This window comes from Philodulcilactobacillus myokonensis, assembly GCF_027923585.1.
Classification (GTDB): domain Bacteria; phylum Bacillota; class Bacilli; order Lactobacillales; family Lactobacillaceae; genus Philodulcilactobacillus; species Philodulcilactobacillus myokonensis.
In genome coordinates this window covers 74730-89952 of record NZ_BRPL01000002.1, presented here as the reverse complement: position 1 = coordinate 89952, position 15223 = coordinate 74730, and the positions used below count along the sequence as shown (strand labels likewise).

The following is a 15223-nucleotide window of genomic DNA, read 5'->3' as shown; positions in this document are numbered from 1 at the left end:
TATAGTTTAAGATATTAAGCGTGAATATACAACAATTAATGAAGGTGGGAAACTCAAATGAATCAAGATCAATACAAAGAAAACGCTGATCATTTAGATGAAAGAAGTATTAATGTGATCAATAACCGCATCGGCGTGAATGAACACATCATCGTTTTCATGGGTCAACCAAATGACAGTAAATCAGAACGGATCATGAATAATTTAGCTCATACCGTTAGTCAGTTAGGAATGGATCAAGACGTTTTTTACGTGAATACAATCAAGCGGAGTCATGCTCTAGAAAATTTCATGGCTAAATTTCATTTAAAAAATATTCCAAATCTAGCTGTTTACAATAATGGTGAATTAGATGTTCAATATCAAGGTAATTTTGATAAACGGGATCTTCAGGATTTCTTAAAGAATCATCAATAGATGTTTCACATGAAACATTCAATATTTGGTGCAAATTATGATTTTAAGATCATTTTATCTACAACATATTGGAGTTATCCACAACCACTTGTGGATAACTCCATTTTTTATTCTTTTTTAGTCATCAAAAAGGTCAAAAAGGCTAAAAATAAAAAGTCACAAAATGTGACTTTTTATAATTTGAGATTCTATATTTTGTATTTGTTTTTAGATAATAATAGTTTATCCACTATATCTTGTGAGTTATCCACAGCTGCCTGTGGATAACTCGTTTTAAATCAAATGTTTCACATGAAACATTTTGCTAAAAACCCTTTGGTAAGTACTGATTAGAGCCAACACGATAGTATTTAGAATGATTACCTTGTAAAATATAATCCATCCCACGACCTTGAATGTTAGTTCCGTTAAAGTACTTAGCTGACCACTGTTTAATATGGTGTTTTGCATCAATCGGCTGACCAGTAGAAATTTGTTTCATGTGAAACAAATCTGGATACTGTTTTCTAAGTTGATTTAGAAAAGCACCACCATACTTAGCTTGATAGTCATGACCACTACTAATTGTCTTGGAATAGTATAACTTATTATAAACATGATTCTTTCGATCATAATGTCCATAACCATCTACTCGTCTGACCGATGTTAGTTCAGATTTAGGGAGGTCATAAATCTGGTTTAATACATAATCACCTAAGGTATGAATGCCTTGAGCATGAAGTGCCTTATTAGCATTAATCAATTGATTGACCGTTCCATACTTAGTTGCTTGACCATTCATCCCTAAATTATAGCGGTCAGAAAACGCATATCCATTATGTTCAGTTCCATCAACAAATGTCTGATCATTTTTAACTGGCATGTAATGAGCAGGAAATTCAAAATCAGTAATCCCAAGTGGTTTGAATAAATTAGCATTCTTGGCAATCATCACGTCGGTTCGTTCACCATTAGATGAAGCATCGGGTTGCAATGATGAAAAGCCTTCGTAGGCAACGTGTGAATCCAAAGCGGCATTGGAATGATATAAGTTGCCATCGTGATGACGCTTTGTTGATGGTTTAGTGCGAACATCTTGGTTAGATGGTGCACCAACTGGAACCCAGGTTGATAAATAACCAGAAACCTGTGGATTCTTTGCACCAAAGACTTGATCATGATTTAAAATTAATTGGCCCTGGTGATTAGTTTTAACAGTCATATTCTTGGCATCACTGTCATTATGATAGACATTTAGGCCATTCTTAGTTGTCATCAGAAGCGGACGGTATTCTTGATCAGCATGATCGGCTCCCATATTAATCGTAACCTTATTATTGCCAAGGTTTAAATTCGGATCAGTTGAGGTAACGGTTGCAATTCCTGATAACCGACCATGACTACTTTTATCAGTTGGTTTTAAATTATCCTTACCAAAACGAACCGAAGTTAATAAATGATCAGATTGTATCCGCATCTGTTGGCCACCGGATACATACTTCATCCGGGCTTTTAATAAACTCGTAATAGCATCATAATAGGGTGATTTTTGAGCCATGTACTGTTCACCATCCATGAATAAATCACCATAGTAAACTCTTGGAACCACATCTTTATTGGTTAACAGGATAGAGTAAGCAGATGGCAAATTATATGAAGCATACTTCTTATCAGTATTATATTCATCCTGATCATAAATTTGAATGGCTTTCTTTAAAGCACCAGGAGTTGGCAAATCGGGATGTTCATGAAAAACATCAGAAATGATGTTACCAACATTACTTTGAACCCCATCATGAACGTTAACATATGAATAGTTAGGAATTTGTTTATTTTCAGTATAATCACTGGAACGGTCGAGCCAATCACCCATAAACGTCTGTTTCAAAGGTAATCTTTTATCAGGAGCTAATGTGAAGACACGAAGCAAATCATTACTATTGTACATATCATGGGTCAATGCCATGTCATGATCTTTCACTACTGAAATCCGCGATGTTTTAGCTCCATCTTCTAACATATTCAAATGGGCATCAGCAGATTTATCATTGTTCATCTTATAATGATCTTTAAAGTAGTGTTCAACTAATTGAGTGACATCGTAATCTAAACTACCGGTAGCATCTTCTCGGCCACCATCGAAATTTCCACTAGCACCCTGATGAAGAATTGAACTAATGTTTAATAGGTAATGAACATTATTTAAATCTTCCGCCTGAACAGTTGGATTAGAATTATCAACATCATTTCCCAGCAAAAGTTCATAATTTTTGGTATTATTTTTTCGCTGATAAATGAAAATCCTGCCGATGTATCGATATTTGGAATTAGCCCATGGGGTCCGACTGCTGTTAATGTATTTAAACATGCCACCTTGAAGGGTTCCCCAAGCATAGACTGGATGTTCACTTTTAATGTTCCAAATCGGTTGTTCATTAATAAATCGATTCAAAGTATTTTGTAGCCACTTAATGCTGCCGTTGCGATTAGAAATTCTTTTTTCAATTTTACTTTGAATTTGTTCGGATGCTTTATTTAAAGTTGCATCAGATGTCTTTTCATTATAATAAGTTTGCTTGCCACTAAGTAAATGATTAAAGTAGTTAACGTAATTGGCTTTAACTTTTTGGCTAGGCCACCAAACCATTAATAATGGCCGAAAATCTTTGGATTTAGATTGACGCCAATTTTCGCCATTTTGCAGAATTTTTTTAGGTCGATACCACGTATTAGCCGTTAGATAACCATTCACATTTGTAATATATTTATTATTATATCGGTATGGATGATTATTAGTCGTAAAAATACTATTAGTTGACTGTTTAACGTTCCTTCTAGTTTGTTTTTTATGAAACTTGGTTCGATATTTTCGGCTAGATCGAGCAGAAGCATTGATGGGATGATTCAATTGGTTGAACGCAAGATTTTCAAGTCCAAACGATGCAGCTACTAGCATGATGAGGCCGATTTTTTTACTAGAACGATATAATTTATATTTATTATTCATAATAATTTGCCTTCATTTTATTATTTATACGCATAGTAAAGAAGCAGCTTATTAATTGAATTAATAAACTGCTTTTTACTACTTTTAATTTTTATTTAGCGTCATTAGAATCATGATGATCCTTATCCTTACCATCATTGTCATCATTATCAATTTTAGCAACTGATGAAACAATGGAATTATTGTTCATTCGGATTAAATGAACCCCAAGGGTAACACGGTTGGTTTTAGAAACATCTTTAACACCAATTCTGATCATAACACCCTTATTAGTGGTTAACATGATATCTTCATTCCCACTAACGGTTGTTAAACCAGCAAGGGGACCGCTCTTTTTACTAATTTTAGCAGTCTTACTTCCTTTACCGCCACGACCCTTGATAATGTATTCATCAACGGGAGTGCGCTTACCATAACCTTTTTCAGTAATGACAAGAACATCTTGATCATGTTGCATGATAGCAGAGCCAACGACATAATCATCTTTTCTTAATTTAATTCCACGAACTCCAGTGGCACCACGGCCCATTGAACGTGCATCCGACACGTTGAATGTAACGGCATAACCAAAGTGGGTTCCAACAATGACATTCTGTTTTTCGTTAACAACGGATACGCCAATTAATTCATCCTTATCCCTTAGATGAATGGCTTTCAAACCACTGCTTCGAATATTCTTAAAGTCATTAACTGGTGTTCGCTTAACCGTTCCATCAACGGTTGTAAAGAAGAAGTATTTATCACTATCATCAGCATCTTCTGAGATTTTGATTACAGTTTGAATCTTCTCATCGCCAGAAATCTTCAAGAGATTAATAATTGGAATTCCCTTGGCGGTTCTACCGTATTCTGGAATTTCATAACCGCGCATCTTATAAACCTTACCTTGATTGGTAAAGAATAGTAACGTGTCATGGGTGTTAGTTGAAATTAAATGTTCAATAAAATCATCATTATGAATATTCATTCCTTTAACACCGCGGCCACCACGGTTTTGGGTCTTAAATTCAGAAACTGGTAAACGTTTAACGTAACCGTTATGGGTTAATGTCACAATGACATCTTGTGGAGCAATTAAGTCTTCGTCTTCGATGCTTAATGCTTCGCCAACCATTAACTTAGTTCGACGCTTGTCACCATAACGCTTCTTAACTTTCAATAATTCTTGATAAATTAAATTATTAATTTTATCACGGCTTGCTAGGATGCCCTTTAAGTAAGCAATCCGATCGATTAATTTCTTATGTTCATCTTCAACCTTGCCTCGTTCTAGGCCGGTCAATCTTACTAAACGCATGTCTAAAATAGCTTGAGCTTGTTTTGCATCCAATGGGTAACGGTTAATTAACGTTTCTTTAGCGACCGCACCAGTCTTAGATGATCTGATGATATGAACAATTTCATCAATGTGATCTAATGCCACCAAGATACCTTGAAGAATATGATCACGGTTTTGAGCCTTCGTTAAATCGTATTGAGTTCTTCTTCTGACAACGTCAACCTGATGTTCTAAGTAGTAAGTCAAAATTTGTTTCAAACTCAATACTTCCGGTCGGCCCTTAACGATTGCTAACATGTTAAAGCTAAACGTTGTCTGCATTAAAGTGTTCTTATAAAGATTATTTAAAACCACTTCAGCACTGGCATCACGTCTAACATCAATGGTAACTCTTAATCCTTCTCGATCAGAGTCATCATGGATATCGGTAATTCCATCAATTCGTTTCTCACGAACTAATTGAGCGATATGTTCAACTAATTTAGCCTTATTGACCATGTATGGTAATTCAGTTGCAATAATTTGCTGGCGACCATTTTTATGTTTCACAATGTCAGTTTTAGCACGAAGGACAATCGTTCCCTTACCAGTTGAATAGGCTTTTTTAATTCCAGATTTACCCATGACAATTCCACCAGTAGGGAAGTCAGGCCCAGGTAAAACTTGCATCAAATCGGTCACTGAAGCATCAGGATTGTCCATTAAAACGTGAAGTGCATTAATAGTTTCGCTTAAATTATGTGGTGGAATATTGGTTGCCATTCCAACGGCAATTCCAGATGCACCGTTAACCAATAGGTTTGGAAAACGAGCTGGCAAAACTTGGGGCTCTCTTTCAGTCCCATCATAATTGTCTTGAAAGTCAACGGTATCTTTGTTGATATCACGCAACATTTCAACAGAAATCTTACTTAAACGGGCTTCTGTATAACGCATTGCGGCGGCACCATCACCATCGACAGAACCAAAGTTACCGTGTCCATCAACTAACATGTAACGGTAACTAAATGGTTGAGCCATTCTTACCATGGATTGATAAACGGCACTATCACCATGGGGATGGTATTTACCTAGAACGTCCCCAACGATTCTAGCTGATTTTTTATATGGTTTTTCAGGAGTAACACCTAATTCATGCATATCATATAAAATCCGACGATGAACAGGCTTTAAGCCATCACGAACATCTGGCAATGCACGTGCAACGATAACACTCATCGCATAGTCTAAGAATGAAGACCGCATTCTTTTGGATAGGTCAACATTGGTGATTCGATGATTTGAAATATCTTCATTTGCCAAGTAATTTTCCTCCATTCATAAATTCTAATTCAAAATGTTTCACGTGAAACAATGAACTTAAACATCCAAGTTTTGAACGAAAGTTGCATTGTCTTTAATGAATTCACGTCTTGGAGCAACCTTGTTACCCATTAACATTTGAAAGACTTCGGAAGCATTTTCAGCACCTTTTTCAGTTACCCTTAATAAACGACGGTTATCAGGATTCATGGTTGTCTCCCATAATTGACTAGGGTCCATTTCACCAAGTCCCTTATATCGTTGAATATTTGGTTTCGGGGATGCTGGAATATCATTTAACATTTCATGTAATTCATCATCAGTTCCAATGTATTTAGTCATTTTACCTTGACGAAGACGGTATAACGGTGGCTGTGCGATGTATACATATCCAGCATCAAGTAATGGACGCATGTAGTTATAAACCAACGTTAATAATAGTGTCTGAATATGATAACCATCAACATCGGCATCGGTCATCAAAATTAATTTATGGTAATGAACCTTACTAATATCAAAGTCGGATCCAAAACCAGTTCCCATGGCAGTAAATAATGAACGAATTTCATCATTGGCTAAAATTCTATTCATACTTGCTTTTTCAACGTTCAAAATCTTACCACGAATTGGTAAAATTGCTTGGGTTAAACGTGAACGGCCTTGTTTAGCAGAACCACCGGCTGAATCACCTTCGACGATGAACAATTCAGAAATATTAGGATCTTTACTAGTGTTATTAGCTAATTTACCAGGTAAATTAGTAATTTCTAAACCACTCTTGCGACGTGTGATTTCTCTAGCACGTCTGGCAGCACTTCTAGCCTTAGAAGCTAATGAGCCCTTATCAACAATTTTCTTACCAGCCTTTGGATTTTCCATTAAGAATCGTTTCAATTCCGTACTAAAGACATGGTCAGTAGCAGTTCTAGCATCAGAATTTCCTAATTTTGTCTTAGTTTGACCTTCAAATTGAGGATCCGGATGCTTAATGCTAACAACGGCGGTAATGCCTTCTCTAACATCGTTACCAGATAATTTCTCGCCATCTTTTAATAGTTTCTTATTGGTAGCGTAATCATTAATGACACGGGTTAGGGCACGTTTAAATCCCTCTTCATGGGTTCCACCTTCTACCGTATGGATATTATTAGTAAATGTCATTAGCGTTGAGGTGTAATCATCGGTATATTCCAATGCAACTTCGACGTTAATTCCATTTTCTCGACCTTCAACATATATTGGAGCATCTAAGATATCCTTTTTATCACGGTCAAGATATTCAACGTAATGTTTAATCCCACCATCATACTTGAAGTTTTGGGTTGTTGGTTTTTCGGGTCGATTATCCTTAAAGGTAATTCTTAGACCCTTGTTCAAGAATGCAAGTTCTCTAATTCGATGAATTAAAACTTTATCACTAAAAACGGTGGTTTCAGTAAAGATATCTGGATCCGGTGAAAAGTGAACCTTAGTGCCATGCTGAGTTTCAGGTGCCTTACCAATTACCTTCATGTGAGTCTTAACATGGCCACGTTCAAAGTCCATGTAATAGACTTTACCACCACGGGTAACGGTAACGTCTAAATTAGATGAAAGGGCGTTAACTACTGATGCACCGACACCATGAAGTCCACCGGATACTTTATATCCGCCACCGCCGAATTTACCACCGGCATGCAAGATGGTGAAGACGGTTTCTAATGCTGGTTTCCCAGTTTTCTTTTGAATATCAACTGGAATTCCACGTCCATTATCAATGACGGTCACACTATTATCTTTTTCAACGGTGACATCGATTTGATTAGCGAATCCAGCTAATGCTTCATCAATTCCGTTATCAATAATTTCCCATACTAAATGGTGAAGACCTTGAGCACTTGTTGACCCAATATACATTCCAGGACGCTTTCTAACGGCTTCAAGTCCTTCTAAAACTTGAATCTGACTAGCGTTATATTCACTGGCTTTCTTTTCTTGAGCTTTTTGCTTGTCAGTCATTATATTCCTCCTTCAAATCAATCCAATCAATCGATTGTGATTTTGCCATTTGAAATTTTAAACACCTTTGGATTATCAATTAATTTCTTGGTAATTCCACTTAAACTCGTTGTCGTCAAGAAAGTTTGAACCTTGTCTTGAATTGCCTTTAACAAATGGGTCTGTCTATTGCCATCCAATTCGGATAAAACATCATCAAGTAGTAAAATTGGCGCCTCGTTCGTTTCTGATTTCATTAAATCAATTTCAGCTAATTTTACCGATAACGTTGTTGTTCGCTGCTGACCTTGTGATCCAAATGTCTGAACGTTTTTGCCGTTCACAATAAAATGAATATCATCACGATGGGGACCCAAAATAGTAGTTCGTTGCTTAATTTCACGATTCCGATTTTTTTTATATAAAGCCCTTAAACATTCATAAATATGATTAGTTGAAGTTAAATCCTTATCTTTAAGAGCAGTTACATATCTAAATTTTAATTTCTCTTTATGAAGCGAAATATCCCAATGAATTTGTCTAGCTGATTTTTCTAAACCGGCTAAAAGCTGAATTCTTTGGTGAATAATTTCAGCTCCAAAAGCAGACAACTGATCAGAAAGAACATCTAAAAACAAGCGGTCGTGTGCTTTACGATAATATAATTGTTTAAGATACCGATTCCGTTGTTCCAAAATTCTCTGATAGTGAGAGAGATTATAAAGGTATTGACCACTAATCTGACCAAATTCCATATCCATAAATTTACGTCTTACACTTGGGGAACCCTTAACGATTGAAAGGTCTTCAGGCGAAAAAAGAATCACGTTCAACTGACCTACGTATGAAGATAGTTTGGCTTGTTCAATGTGATTAACTTTAGCCCGTTTACCACTTCGGTCCAAATCTAATTCTAAATCAGTATCAGCATATGCTTTACTAACTCTGCCCTTCATTTGGGCATTCTCATACTTCCAGTTAATTAAATCGCGATTATTTCTAGTTCTATGACTTCTTGCGAGTGCCAGAACGTAAATTGCTTCTAATAGATTAGTCTTTCCCTGAGCATTGTTTCCAATTAAAACATTAATTCCATCCGAAAAATTAACGTTAATTTTTTCATAGTTTCTAAAATGCCGTAATTCTAAATTTTTTAATTTCATGAATTATCATTTAAGATTAATAAACTTTGTCTGAACGAATGAAAAACAATCCCATGTCTGGAACTTCAATATTATCGCCCGGATAAAGCTTTCTACCACGACGACGTTCAATTTCACTATTAACCGAAACATTCCGTTGTTTCAAATACCATTTAGCTTCCCCGCCAGTACCGATTGCAGAAACCATTTTTAGTAATTGGCCTAAGGTCACGTAAGGGGTATGAATAGGAATTGCTTTCTTAATCATGGAATCCCACCTTTTCTTTTCTATTTATATTATACTCTTTTTAACGTTAAAAGTACATATTTGAGAAATTTTGATACTTTTTAGGGGGTTTAAGTGATTTTTAATAAATTACATTAAGATTATATTAAATAATCATTTTCACTATTTTTTTAAAAAATAAAAGAATTGGCATAATTTATGCCAATTCTTTTTAATGTTTGATTAATTAAAATGTTCGAACCGGAGTAATTAATTGAACAAAATTTTCTTTTTCTTCAGTTGGAACCAATGTAAATGGTCTTAATGGTGATGTGAATGAGATATTAATCATTGTTTTACCAAATGATCTCAAAGCATCTTTCATATAATCTGGATTATATGAAATTGTTAAATCTTCGCCATCCATTGAATCTGGTTGTAAGTTTTCTTCAACTTTACCAACATCAGGGGAGTTCCCAGAAATAGTAGCAATTTTTTGGGATGGTTTCAGTGTGAATTTAACAACGTTATTTCTTGATTCATGTGAAAGTAAAGAAGCACGTTCAATTGCAGATAATAGTACCGGAGCTTCAAATTGAAGGGTGGTTGATGATGTTGTTGGAATTAATCTAGAAGTATCAGGGTAATTACCTTCTAACAATCTAGAATAGAATGATGTTTCATCAAGTGTGAACAAAACCTGGTTTTCAGAAATTCGCATTTGAATGTCTTGATGTTCTTTAATCATTCTTGATAATTCAACTAAACTATCACCAGGAATAATAAAATCGAATGATTTATCACTATCATCAATCTTGACTTTGCGTTGACTTAGGCGATGACTATCGGTTGCAACGGCCACTAGTTGATTGTCTGATAATACAAAGTGAACTCCATTTAAAATTGGACGACTTTCCTGATCAGATACAGCAATGACAGTTTGTTGAATGATTTCTTTGAAGATATCACCAGATAGTGTAATTGAATCATCAGAATCAATTTCTGGTAGGTGTGGATAATTAGTTGGATCCAAACCATTGATATCAAATGAAGAGGAACCAGAAGTGATTCTAGTTTGAAAATTATCGGTAACATCTAAGGTCATTGTATCTTGTGGTAATTTTTTAACAATACTACTAAAGAATCTAGCTGGTAGGACAATTGAACCAGTGCTAGCAATTGCTAGTTTATTATCAGCATTAGATGCTTTAATTCTTGTTTCGATTGAAATATCGGCATTGCTACCAGTTAAAATTAATCCGTCCTTAGTAGCAACGATTTTTAATCCAGTTAAAATTGGAATTGTTGTTTTAGAAGAAATCGCTCTTGAAACAATATTTAATGAATTAACAAAAGCAGTTCTTTTAATTGAGAATTTCATTTGACTGACTCCTTTTTCATTCATTTATTATATATAAATAATAGTAATAGTAGTAGGTGCTGTGGATAACTGGTCAAAAATAGCCTGATCCGTTGATATAACAACAACATCTCCTGTGGATAACCCTGTGGATATCTTGTGGATAACCCTGTGGATAAAATGTGGATAACTTTTTTATCATTTATAATTTAAATTTCCATAATACTTAAATTATACCATTTTTTTACCGATTATTTTTGAAGTTCGTTTTTTAAATCAGCAATATCATTTTTGATTTCAGCATTCGTTCGAATTGCTTTCTTTATTTTTTCATAACCGTGAATAACGGTCGTATGATCACGACCACCAAATTTATACCCAATCTTAGGGAGGGAAACATCCGTTAATTCCCGCGATAAGTACATTGCAACCTGCCTTGGGGTAACGATTGCTTTGTACCTTTTTTTGCCTTTCATATCTTCGATCCCTACATTAAAGTACGAAGCAACAATTGATAAAATTTTATCGATTGTTATTTTTTTAGCGTCATCGGTATCATCTAATCCCTTGACGGCTTCTGCAGCAATGTGGGTATTAATATTGGTTTTTTTCAAATCAGCGAATGCCTGGACTTTAGCTAGTGCACCTTCTAATTCTCTAACATTTGAGTCGATTTGACCCGCAATGAAAGTTAGTGTGTCTTCTGGAATCTGGATATTATCATACTTGGCTTTAGAACGGAGAATAGCAATTCTAGTTTCTAAATCCGGTGCAGTGATATCAACGGATAATCCCCATGCAAATCTTGAAACCAGCCGGTCTTGAAGTTTAGGAACTTCATTTGGCAGACGATCTGAAGTTAATACAATCTGCTTGCCATTTTCATATAAATCATTAAAAGTATGGAAAAATTCTTCTTGGGTGCCACCCTTATTAGAGAAGAATTGAATATCATCAACAAGTAACACATCGACATTTCGATATTCTTTTCTAAATTTTTCAGTATGGTTAGTCTGGATTGCATTGATAAAATCATTAGTGAAAGTTTCACTTGTAACGTATTTAACGCGTGCCTTGGGTTTATCTTTTAAAATTTTATTTCCGACGGCTTGCATTAAATGGGTTTTCCCTAATCCAACGCCACCATAAAAGAAAAGTGGATTATACATTTTTCCAGGATCTTCTGAAACAACTAATGCGGCGGCATGTGCCATCTGATTACCACGGCCGATGACGAATTTATCAAATGTATAATCAGGGTTTAAATGATTTTTTCGATGATTTTTTTGTTGATGCTTTTGACTAGATAATTCTAATGTTTCCTGTTTCGGCTTTATTTCCTCTTTTAAAACAAAGTCAGGATTGATATCTTTCTGTGTAATTCCGTATGCGTATTCAACTAATTGATCAGCTAATTTTGCCTTCCAATAGTCTCGATGAAGAGGGGAGGGGAGTTCCAACGTTAATCGATTTTGGCTGTAACTAACTGGTTTAACGGGCTTGATCCATGTTGAATATGTAGTTTGGGAGACATTATTTTTAAATTCTTCTTTAATTTGGTTCCATAAAGAATTTTGATCCATTTTAATATGTCCTCCTGATGAAATTTTAAAATCAATTAATTCGTATTCTGTTAGATAACTTTTAAATTTTAGCATGAATAAAAAAAGTTTTCCACAGGATATGGGGATAAAAAGACGATGTTTCACAAGCAGTGGATAAAGTTATCAACACCCTGTGGATATAGTGGATAACTTTTATAAAATATTGAGTTTTCCACATATATCTGTGGATAACTAGCTTCTTGTAAGCTTGATATAACAATCTAAATTGACTTATCCACAGGAATCAAAAATGAGTTATCCACACCCCTGTTGATAACCAAAATTTTGTGGATAAGTATGTGGATAACTTCATAAAATTTTGAATAAATTTTTATGAAACATTTTTAAAACACTCGATTTTGTGGATAAGTCATGTTTAAAAACAAAATGTTTTATGTTAAGATATTAAAGTAATTCGTTTGAAACTGAATATGAATATAAAATAAACAGAAGGAGGTTGTTACTATGGCTATGAAGAGAACTTATCAACCTAAGAAACGTCATCGTGCACGTGTATTTGGCTTCCGCAAAAGAATGCGAACTAGAGGTGGCCGTAAGGTATTAGCTAACCGTCGTAAAAAAGGACGTAAGAGCTTAACTGTATAAATGCATATGGATCACTGTTATTCAATTTTCAGTGGTCTTTTTTATGTTATTGATGAATTTTAAAATAAGGGATTTAGACGACCCCGATTGAAAATTAGATTTAATTTATAATTGGAGATAAAAAAGAATTTAATTCTTTAGACCCATTATTATTATGCCAATATATGGCACCTTTAATTTGGAGATGTATTATGCGAAAATCTTACCGCGTTAAAAAGGAAGCAGACTTTCAAAAGGTTTTTGATCAACATAATTCCGTTGCCAATCGGTATTTTATTGTTTATACATTAAATAAACCTGACCAACCGCATTTTCGGGTTGGGATTTCTGTGGGTAAAAAAATTGGTAATGCTGTGCATAGAAATTGGGTTAAGCGTCGAATTAGACAATCTTTATTAGAACTAAAACCACAATTAAAGCAGGATGTTGATTTTCTAGTAATTGCTCGTCCAAGAGCTGATGGCATGTCAATGAAAGATGCAAAAAAGAATATGATCCATGTCTTAAAACTAGCTAAATTACTTTAAAATAAGAATAGCGAGGAAAAAGAATCGTGAGAAAATTAAAAAGGCTACTAACTCTAACCTCCATTCTCAGTTTGGTATTATTTCTAAGTGCTTGTAGTAATCAGCCGATTACTAACCACAGTACTGGAATCTGGGATGGATTAATTGTTTTAAACTTTTCTAGGGCAATTATCTGGCTCTCTAAGCTGTTTGGTAATAGTTATGGAATGGGAATTGTCATCTTTACCATCATCATTAGGATTATTATTTTCCCATTAATGATGTATCAAACTAAAAGCATGAGAAAGACCCAGGAATTGCAACCAAAGTTGAAAGCATTGCAGAAAAAGTATTCTTCTAAAGATACCGAAACAATGCAAAAATTACGTGTTGAACAACAAAAGCTTTATTCTGAAGCTGGTGTTAATCCAGTTGCCGGATGCTTGCCATTGTTAGTTCAATTGCCAATTATTTGGGCTTTATATCAAGCCATTTGGCGAACCCATATTTTGAGAACTGGACATTTTCTTTGGTTCCAATTAGGTGATAAGGATCCATACTTCATCTTGCCAGTTCTTGCCGCAGTCTTTACCTTCTTTAGTTCATGGTTAGCAATGAAATCGCAACCTGAATCAAACGGAATGACTAGTATGATGACGATTGGAATGCCAATTATTATTTTCATCATGGCACTTCGGTTCTCAGCTGCGATTGTTTTGTACTGGGTTGTTACTAACATTTTCCAAGCTGGTCAAACATTGATTATTCAAAATCCTTGGAAGATTAAACATGAACGAGAAGCCAAAGAAAAAGCTAAGCGAAATCATGAACGGACAATTCAAAAAGAAATGAGAAAAGCCAAGCGAAGTCGTAAAAAACGTCGTTAAATCATTAAATTAAAGAAATAAGTCTTGGATTAATTAAAAAAATAACATCCAAGGCTTATTTTTTTCGTTTATCAACCGTATGATGTGCTATCATAGTTATTGTGATACTAAATGGAGGAATGTTTATAAATGACAACCTTTACTGGAAAAACAGTTGATGACGCAATTCAAAAGGGATTAAAAAGCTTAGAAATCAAACAATCCGAAGCTGAAATCAATATCATTCAAGTTAATCGTCACGGTTTCTTTGGCATTGGCAGACGCTACGCTAAAGTTGAAGTTGCTAAAAAACCGGAATCAAATCCCGAAAATAATGAATCATCAAAGACTGTTCATCAATCTCAAGAAAACGTTAAACCGGAACATACTGAAAAAAATAATCGTGAAGAATCAAATCAGCAAAATAAATCGAATCATCATCAGAACGAACATTCAAATTACCAAAAATTGGATAAAAAAACAGTTGTTAACAATTTAATTGACTATTTGGAGAGCATTGTTGAACAACTAGGTATCAATGCCAGTGTGAATATTGACGCTCAAAATAGTAAGCACATTAAACTGGATTTTGAAACAGATAAGGAAGGTTTATTAATTGGCCGCCATGGCCTAACAATCAATGCGTTACAAGAATTATCCCAAATTTATTTGAACCGATATGGCATCCATCACTATTATGTGGAATTGGATACTGCTAATTACCGCGAACGGAGAATGGAAGTCTTAGAAGGACTCGCTCAAAGAACTGCAAGGAAGGTAGTGGCTGATGGGAAACCAGTCTATCTTGATCCGATGCCATCATTTGAAAGAAAGAAAATCCATGCCACGTTAGCTCATAGTGACCATGTGGAGACATATTCTGCAGGCAGAGAACCCCATCGTGCCGTCGTTGTGGCTCCTGCTAAATAATTAAATCCATTTATTGACAAAT

At 35.0% G+C, this 15223-nt stretch carries 12 protein-coding genes; 5 read left to right on the top strand and 7 right to left on the bottom strand.

All coding sequences use genetic code 11. From position 1 onward, the window contains the following. The first annotated feature begins 57 nt into the window (after positions 1-57). Positions 58-417 carry a DUF6568 family protein gene (locus tag WR164_RS00425; protein WP_286135566.1) on the top strand — a complete coding sequence of 120 codons (360 nt, stop codon included), beginning with the start codon at positions 58-60 and terminating at the stop codon, positions 415-417. A gap of 304 nt (positions 418-721) precedes the next feature. On the opposite strand, the gene WR164_RS00420 is transcribed toward WR164_RS00425, so the two are convergent. The 7 genes from WR164_RS00420 to dnaA form a co-directional block, all read right to left on the bottom strand. Further along, on the bottom strand, positions 722-3403 hold the full coding sequence (locus tag WR164_RS00420; protein WP_286135565.1) for a glycoside hydrolase family 70 protein: 2682 nt from the start codon (positions 3401-3403) through the stop codon (positions 722-724). A 91-nt stretch (positions 3404-3494) separates the two neighbouring features. Further along, positions 3495-5999 carry a DNA gyrase subunit A gene (gene gyrA, locus WR164_RS00415; protein WP_373876888.1) on the bottom strand — a complete coding sequence of 835 codons (2505 nt, stop codon included), beginning with the start codon at positions 5997-5999 and terminating at the stop codon, positions 3495-3497. Positions 6000-6041: 42 nt separating this feature from the next. Then, positions 6042-7982 (bottom strand): DNA topoisomerase (ATP-hydrolyzing) subunit B, encoded by a 1941-nt coding sequence (gyrB, locus tag WR164_RS00410; protein WP_286135562.1) that lies wholly within the window; start codon positions 7980-7982, stop codon positions 6042-6044. Between the two features lie 26 nt (positions 7983-8008). Further along, complete coding sequence (gene recF, locus WR164_RS00405; RefSeq protein WP_286135561.1) at positions 8009-9124, bottom strand: DNA replication/repair protein RecF; 1116 nt, start codon at positions 9122-9124, stop codon at positions 8009-8011. A 16-nt stretch (positions 9125-9140) separates the two neighbouring features. Beyond that, positions 9141-9368: a S4 domain-containing protein YaaA gene (yaaA, locus tag WR164_RS00400; RefSeq protein WP_286136863.1), complete on the bottom strand. Its 228-nt coding sequence runs from the start codon at positions 9366-9368 to the stop codon at positions 9141-9143. A gap of 208 nt (positions 9369-9576) precedes the next feature. Next, positions 9577-10710 (bottom strand): DNA polymerase III subunit beta, encoded by a 1134-nt coding sequence (gene dnaN / locus WR164_RS00395; protein ID WP_286135560.1) that lies wholly within the window; start codon positions 10708-10710, stop codon positions 9577-9579. A gap of 230 nt (positions 10711-10940) precedes the next feature. Continuing rightward, complete coding sequence (gene dnaA, locus WR164_RS00390) at positions 10941-12272, bottom strand: chromosomal replication initiator protein DnaA (RefSeq protein ID WP_286135559.1); 1332 nt, start codon at positions 12270-12272, stop codon at positions 10941-10943. A 492-nt stretch (positions 12273-12764) separates the two neighbouring features. Here dnaA and rpmH point away from each other — a divergent pair, with 492 nt between their 5' ends. The 4 genes from rpmH (at position 12765) to jag (ending at position 15201) form a co-directional block, all read left to right on the top strand. Further along, complete coding sequence (rpmH, locus tag WR164_RS00385; protein WP_286136862.1) at positions 12765-12899, top strand: 50S ribosomal protein L34; 135 nt, start codon at positions 12765-12767, stop codon at positions 12897-12899. 191 nt (positions 12900-13090) lie between these two features. After that, complete coding sequence (rnpA, locus tag WR164_RS00380) at positions 13091-13426, top strand: ribonuclease P protein component (protein ID WP_286135557.1); 336 nt, start codon at positions 13091-13093, stop codon at positions 13424-13426. Between the two features lie 26 nt (positions 13427-13452). Continuing rightward, the gene (locus WR164_RS00375) at positions 13453-14292 is read left to right on the top strand and encodes a YidC/Oxa1 family membrane protein insertase (RefSeq protein ID WP_373876887.1); all 840 of its coding nucleotides are present in this window, start codon (positions 13453-13455) and stop codon (positions 14290-14292) included. Between the two features lie 129 nt (positions 14293-14421). After that, positions 14422-15201 (top strand): RNA-binding cell elongation regulator Jag/EloR, encoded by a 780-nt coding sequence (jag, locus tag WR164_RS00370; RefSeq protein ID WP_286135556.1) that lies wholly within the window; start codon positions 14422-14424, stop codon positions 15199-15201. The last annotated feature ends 22 nt before the right edge of the window (positions 15202-15223 follow it).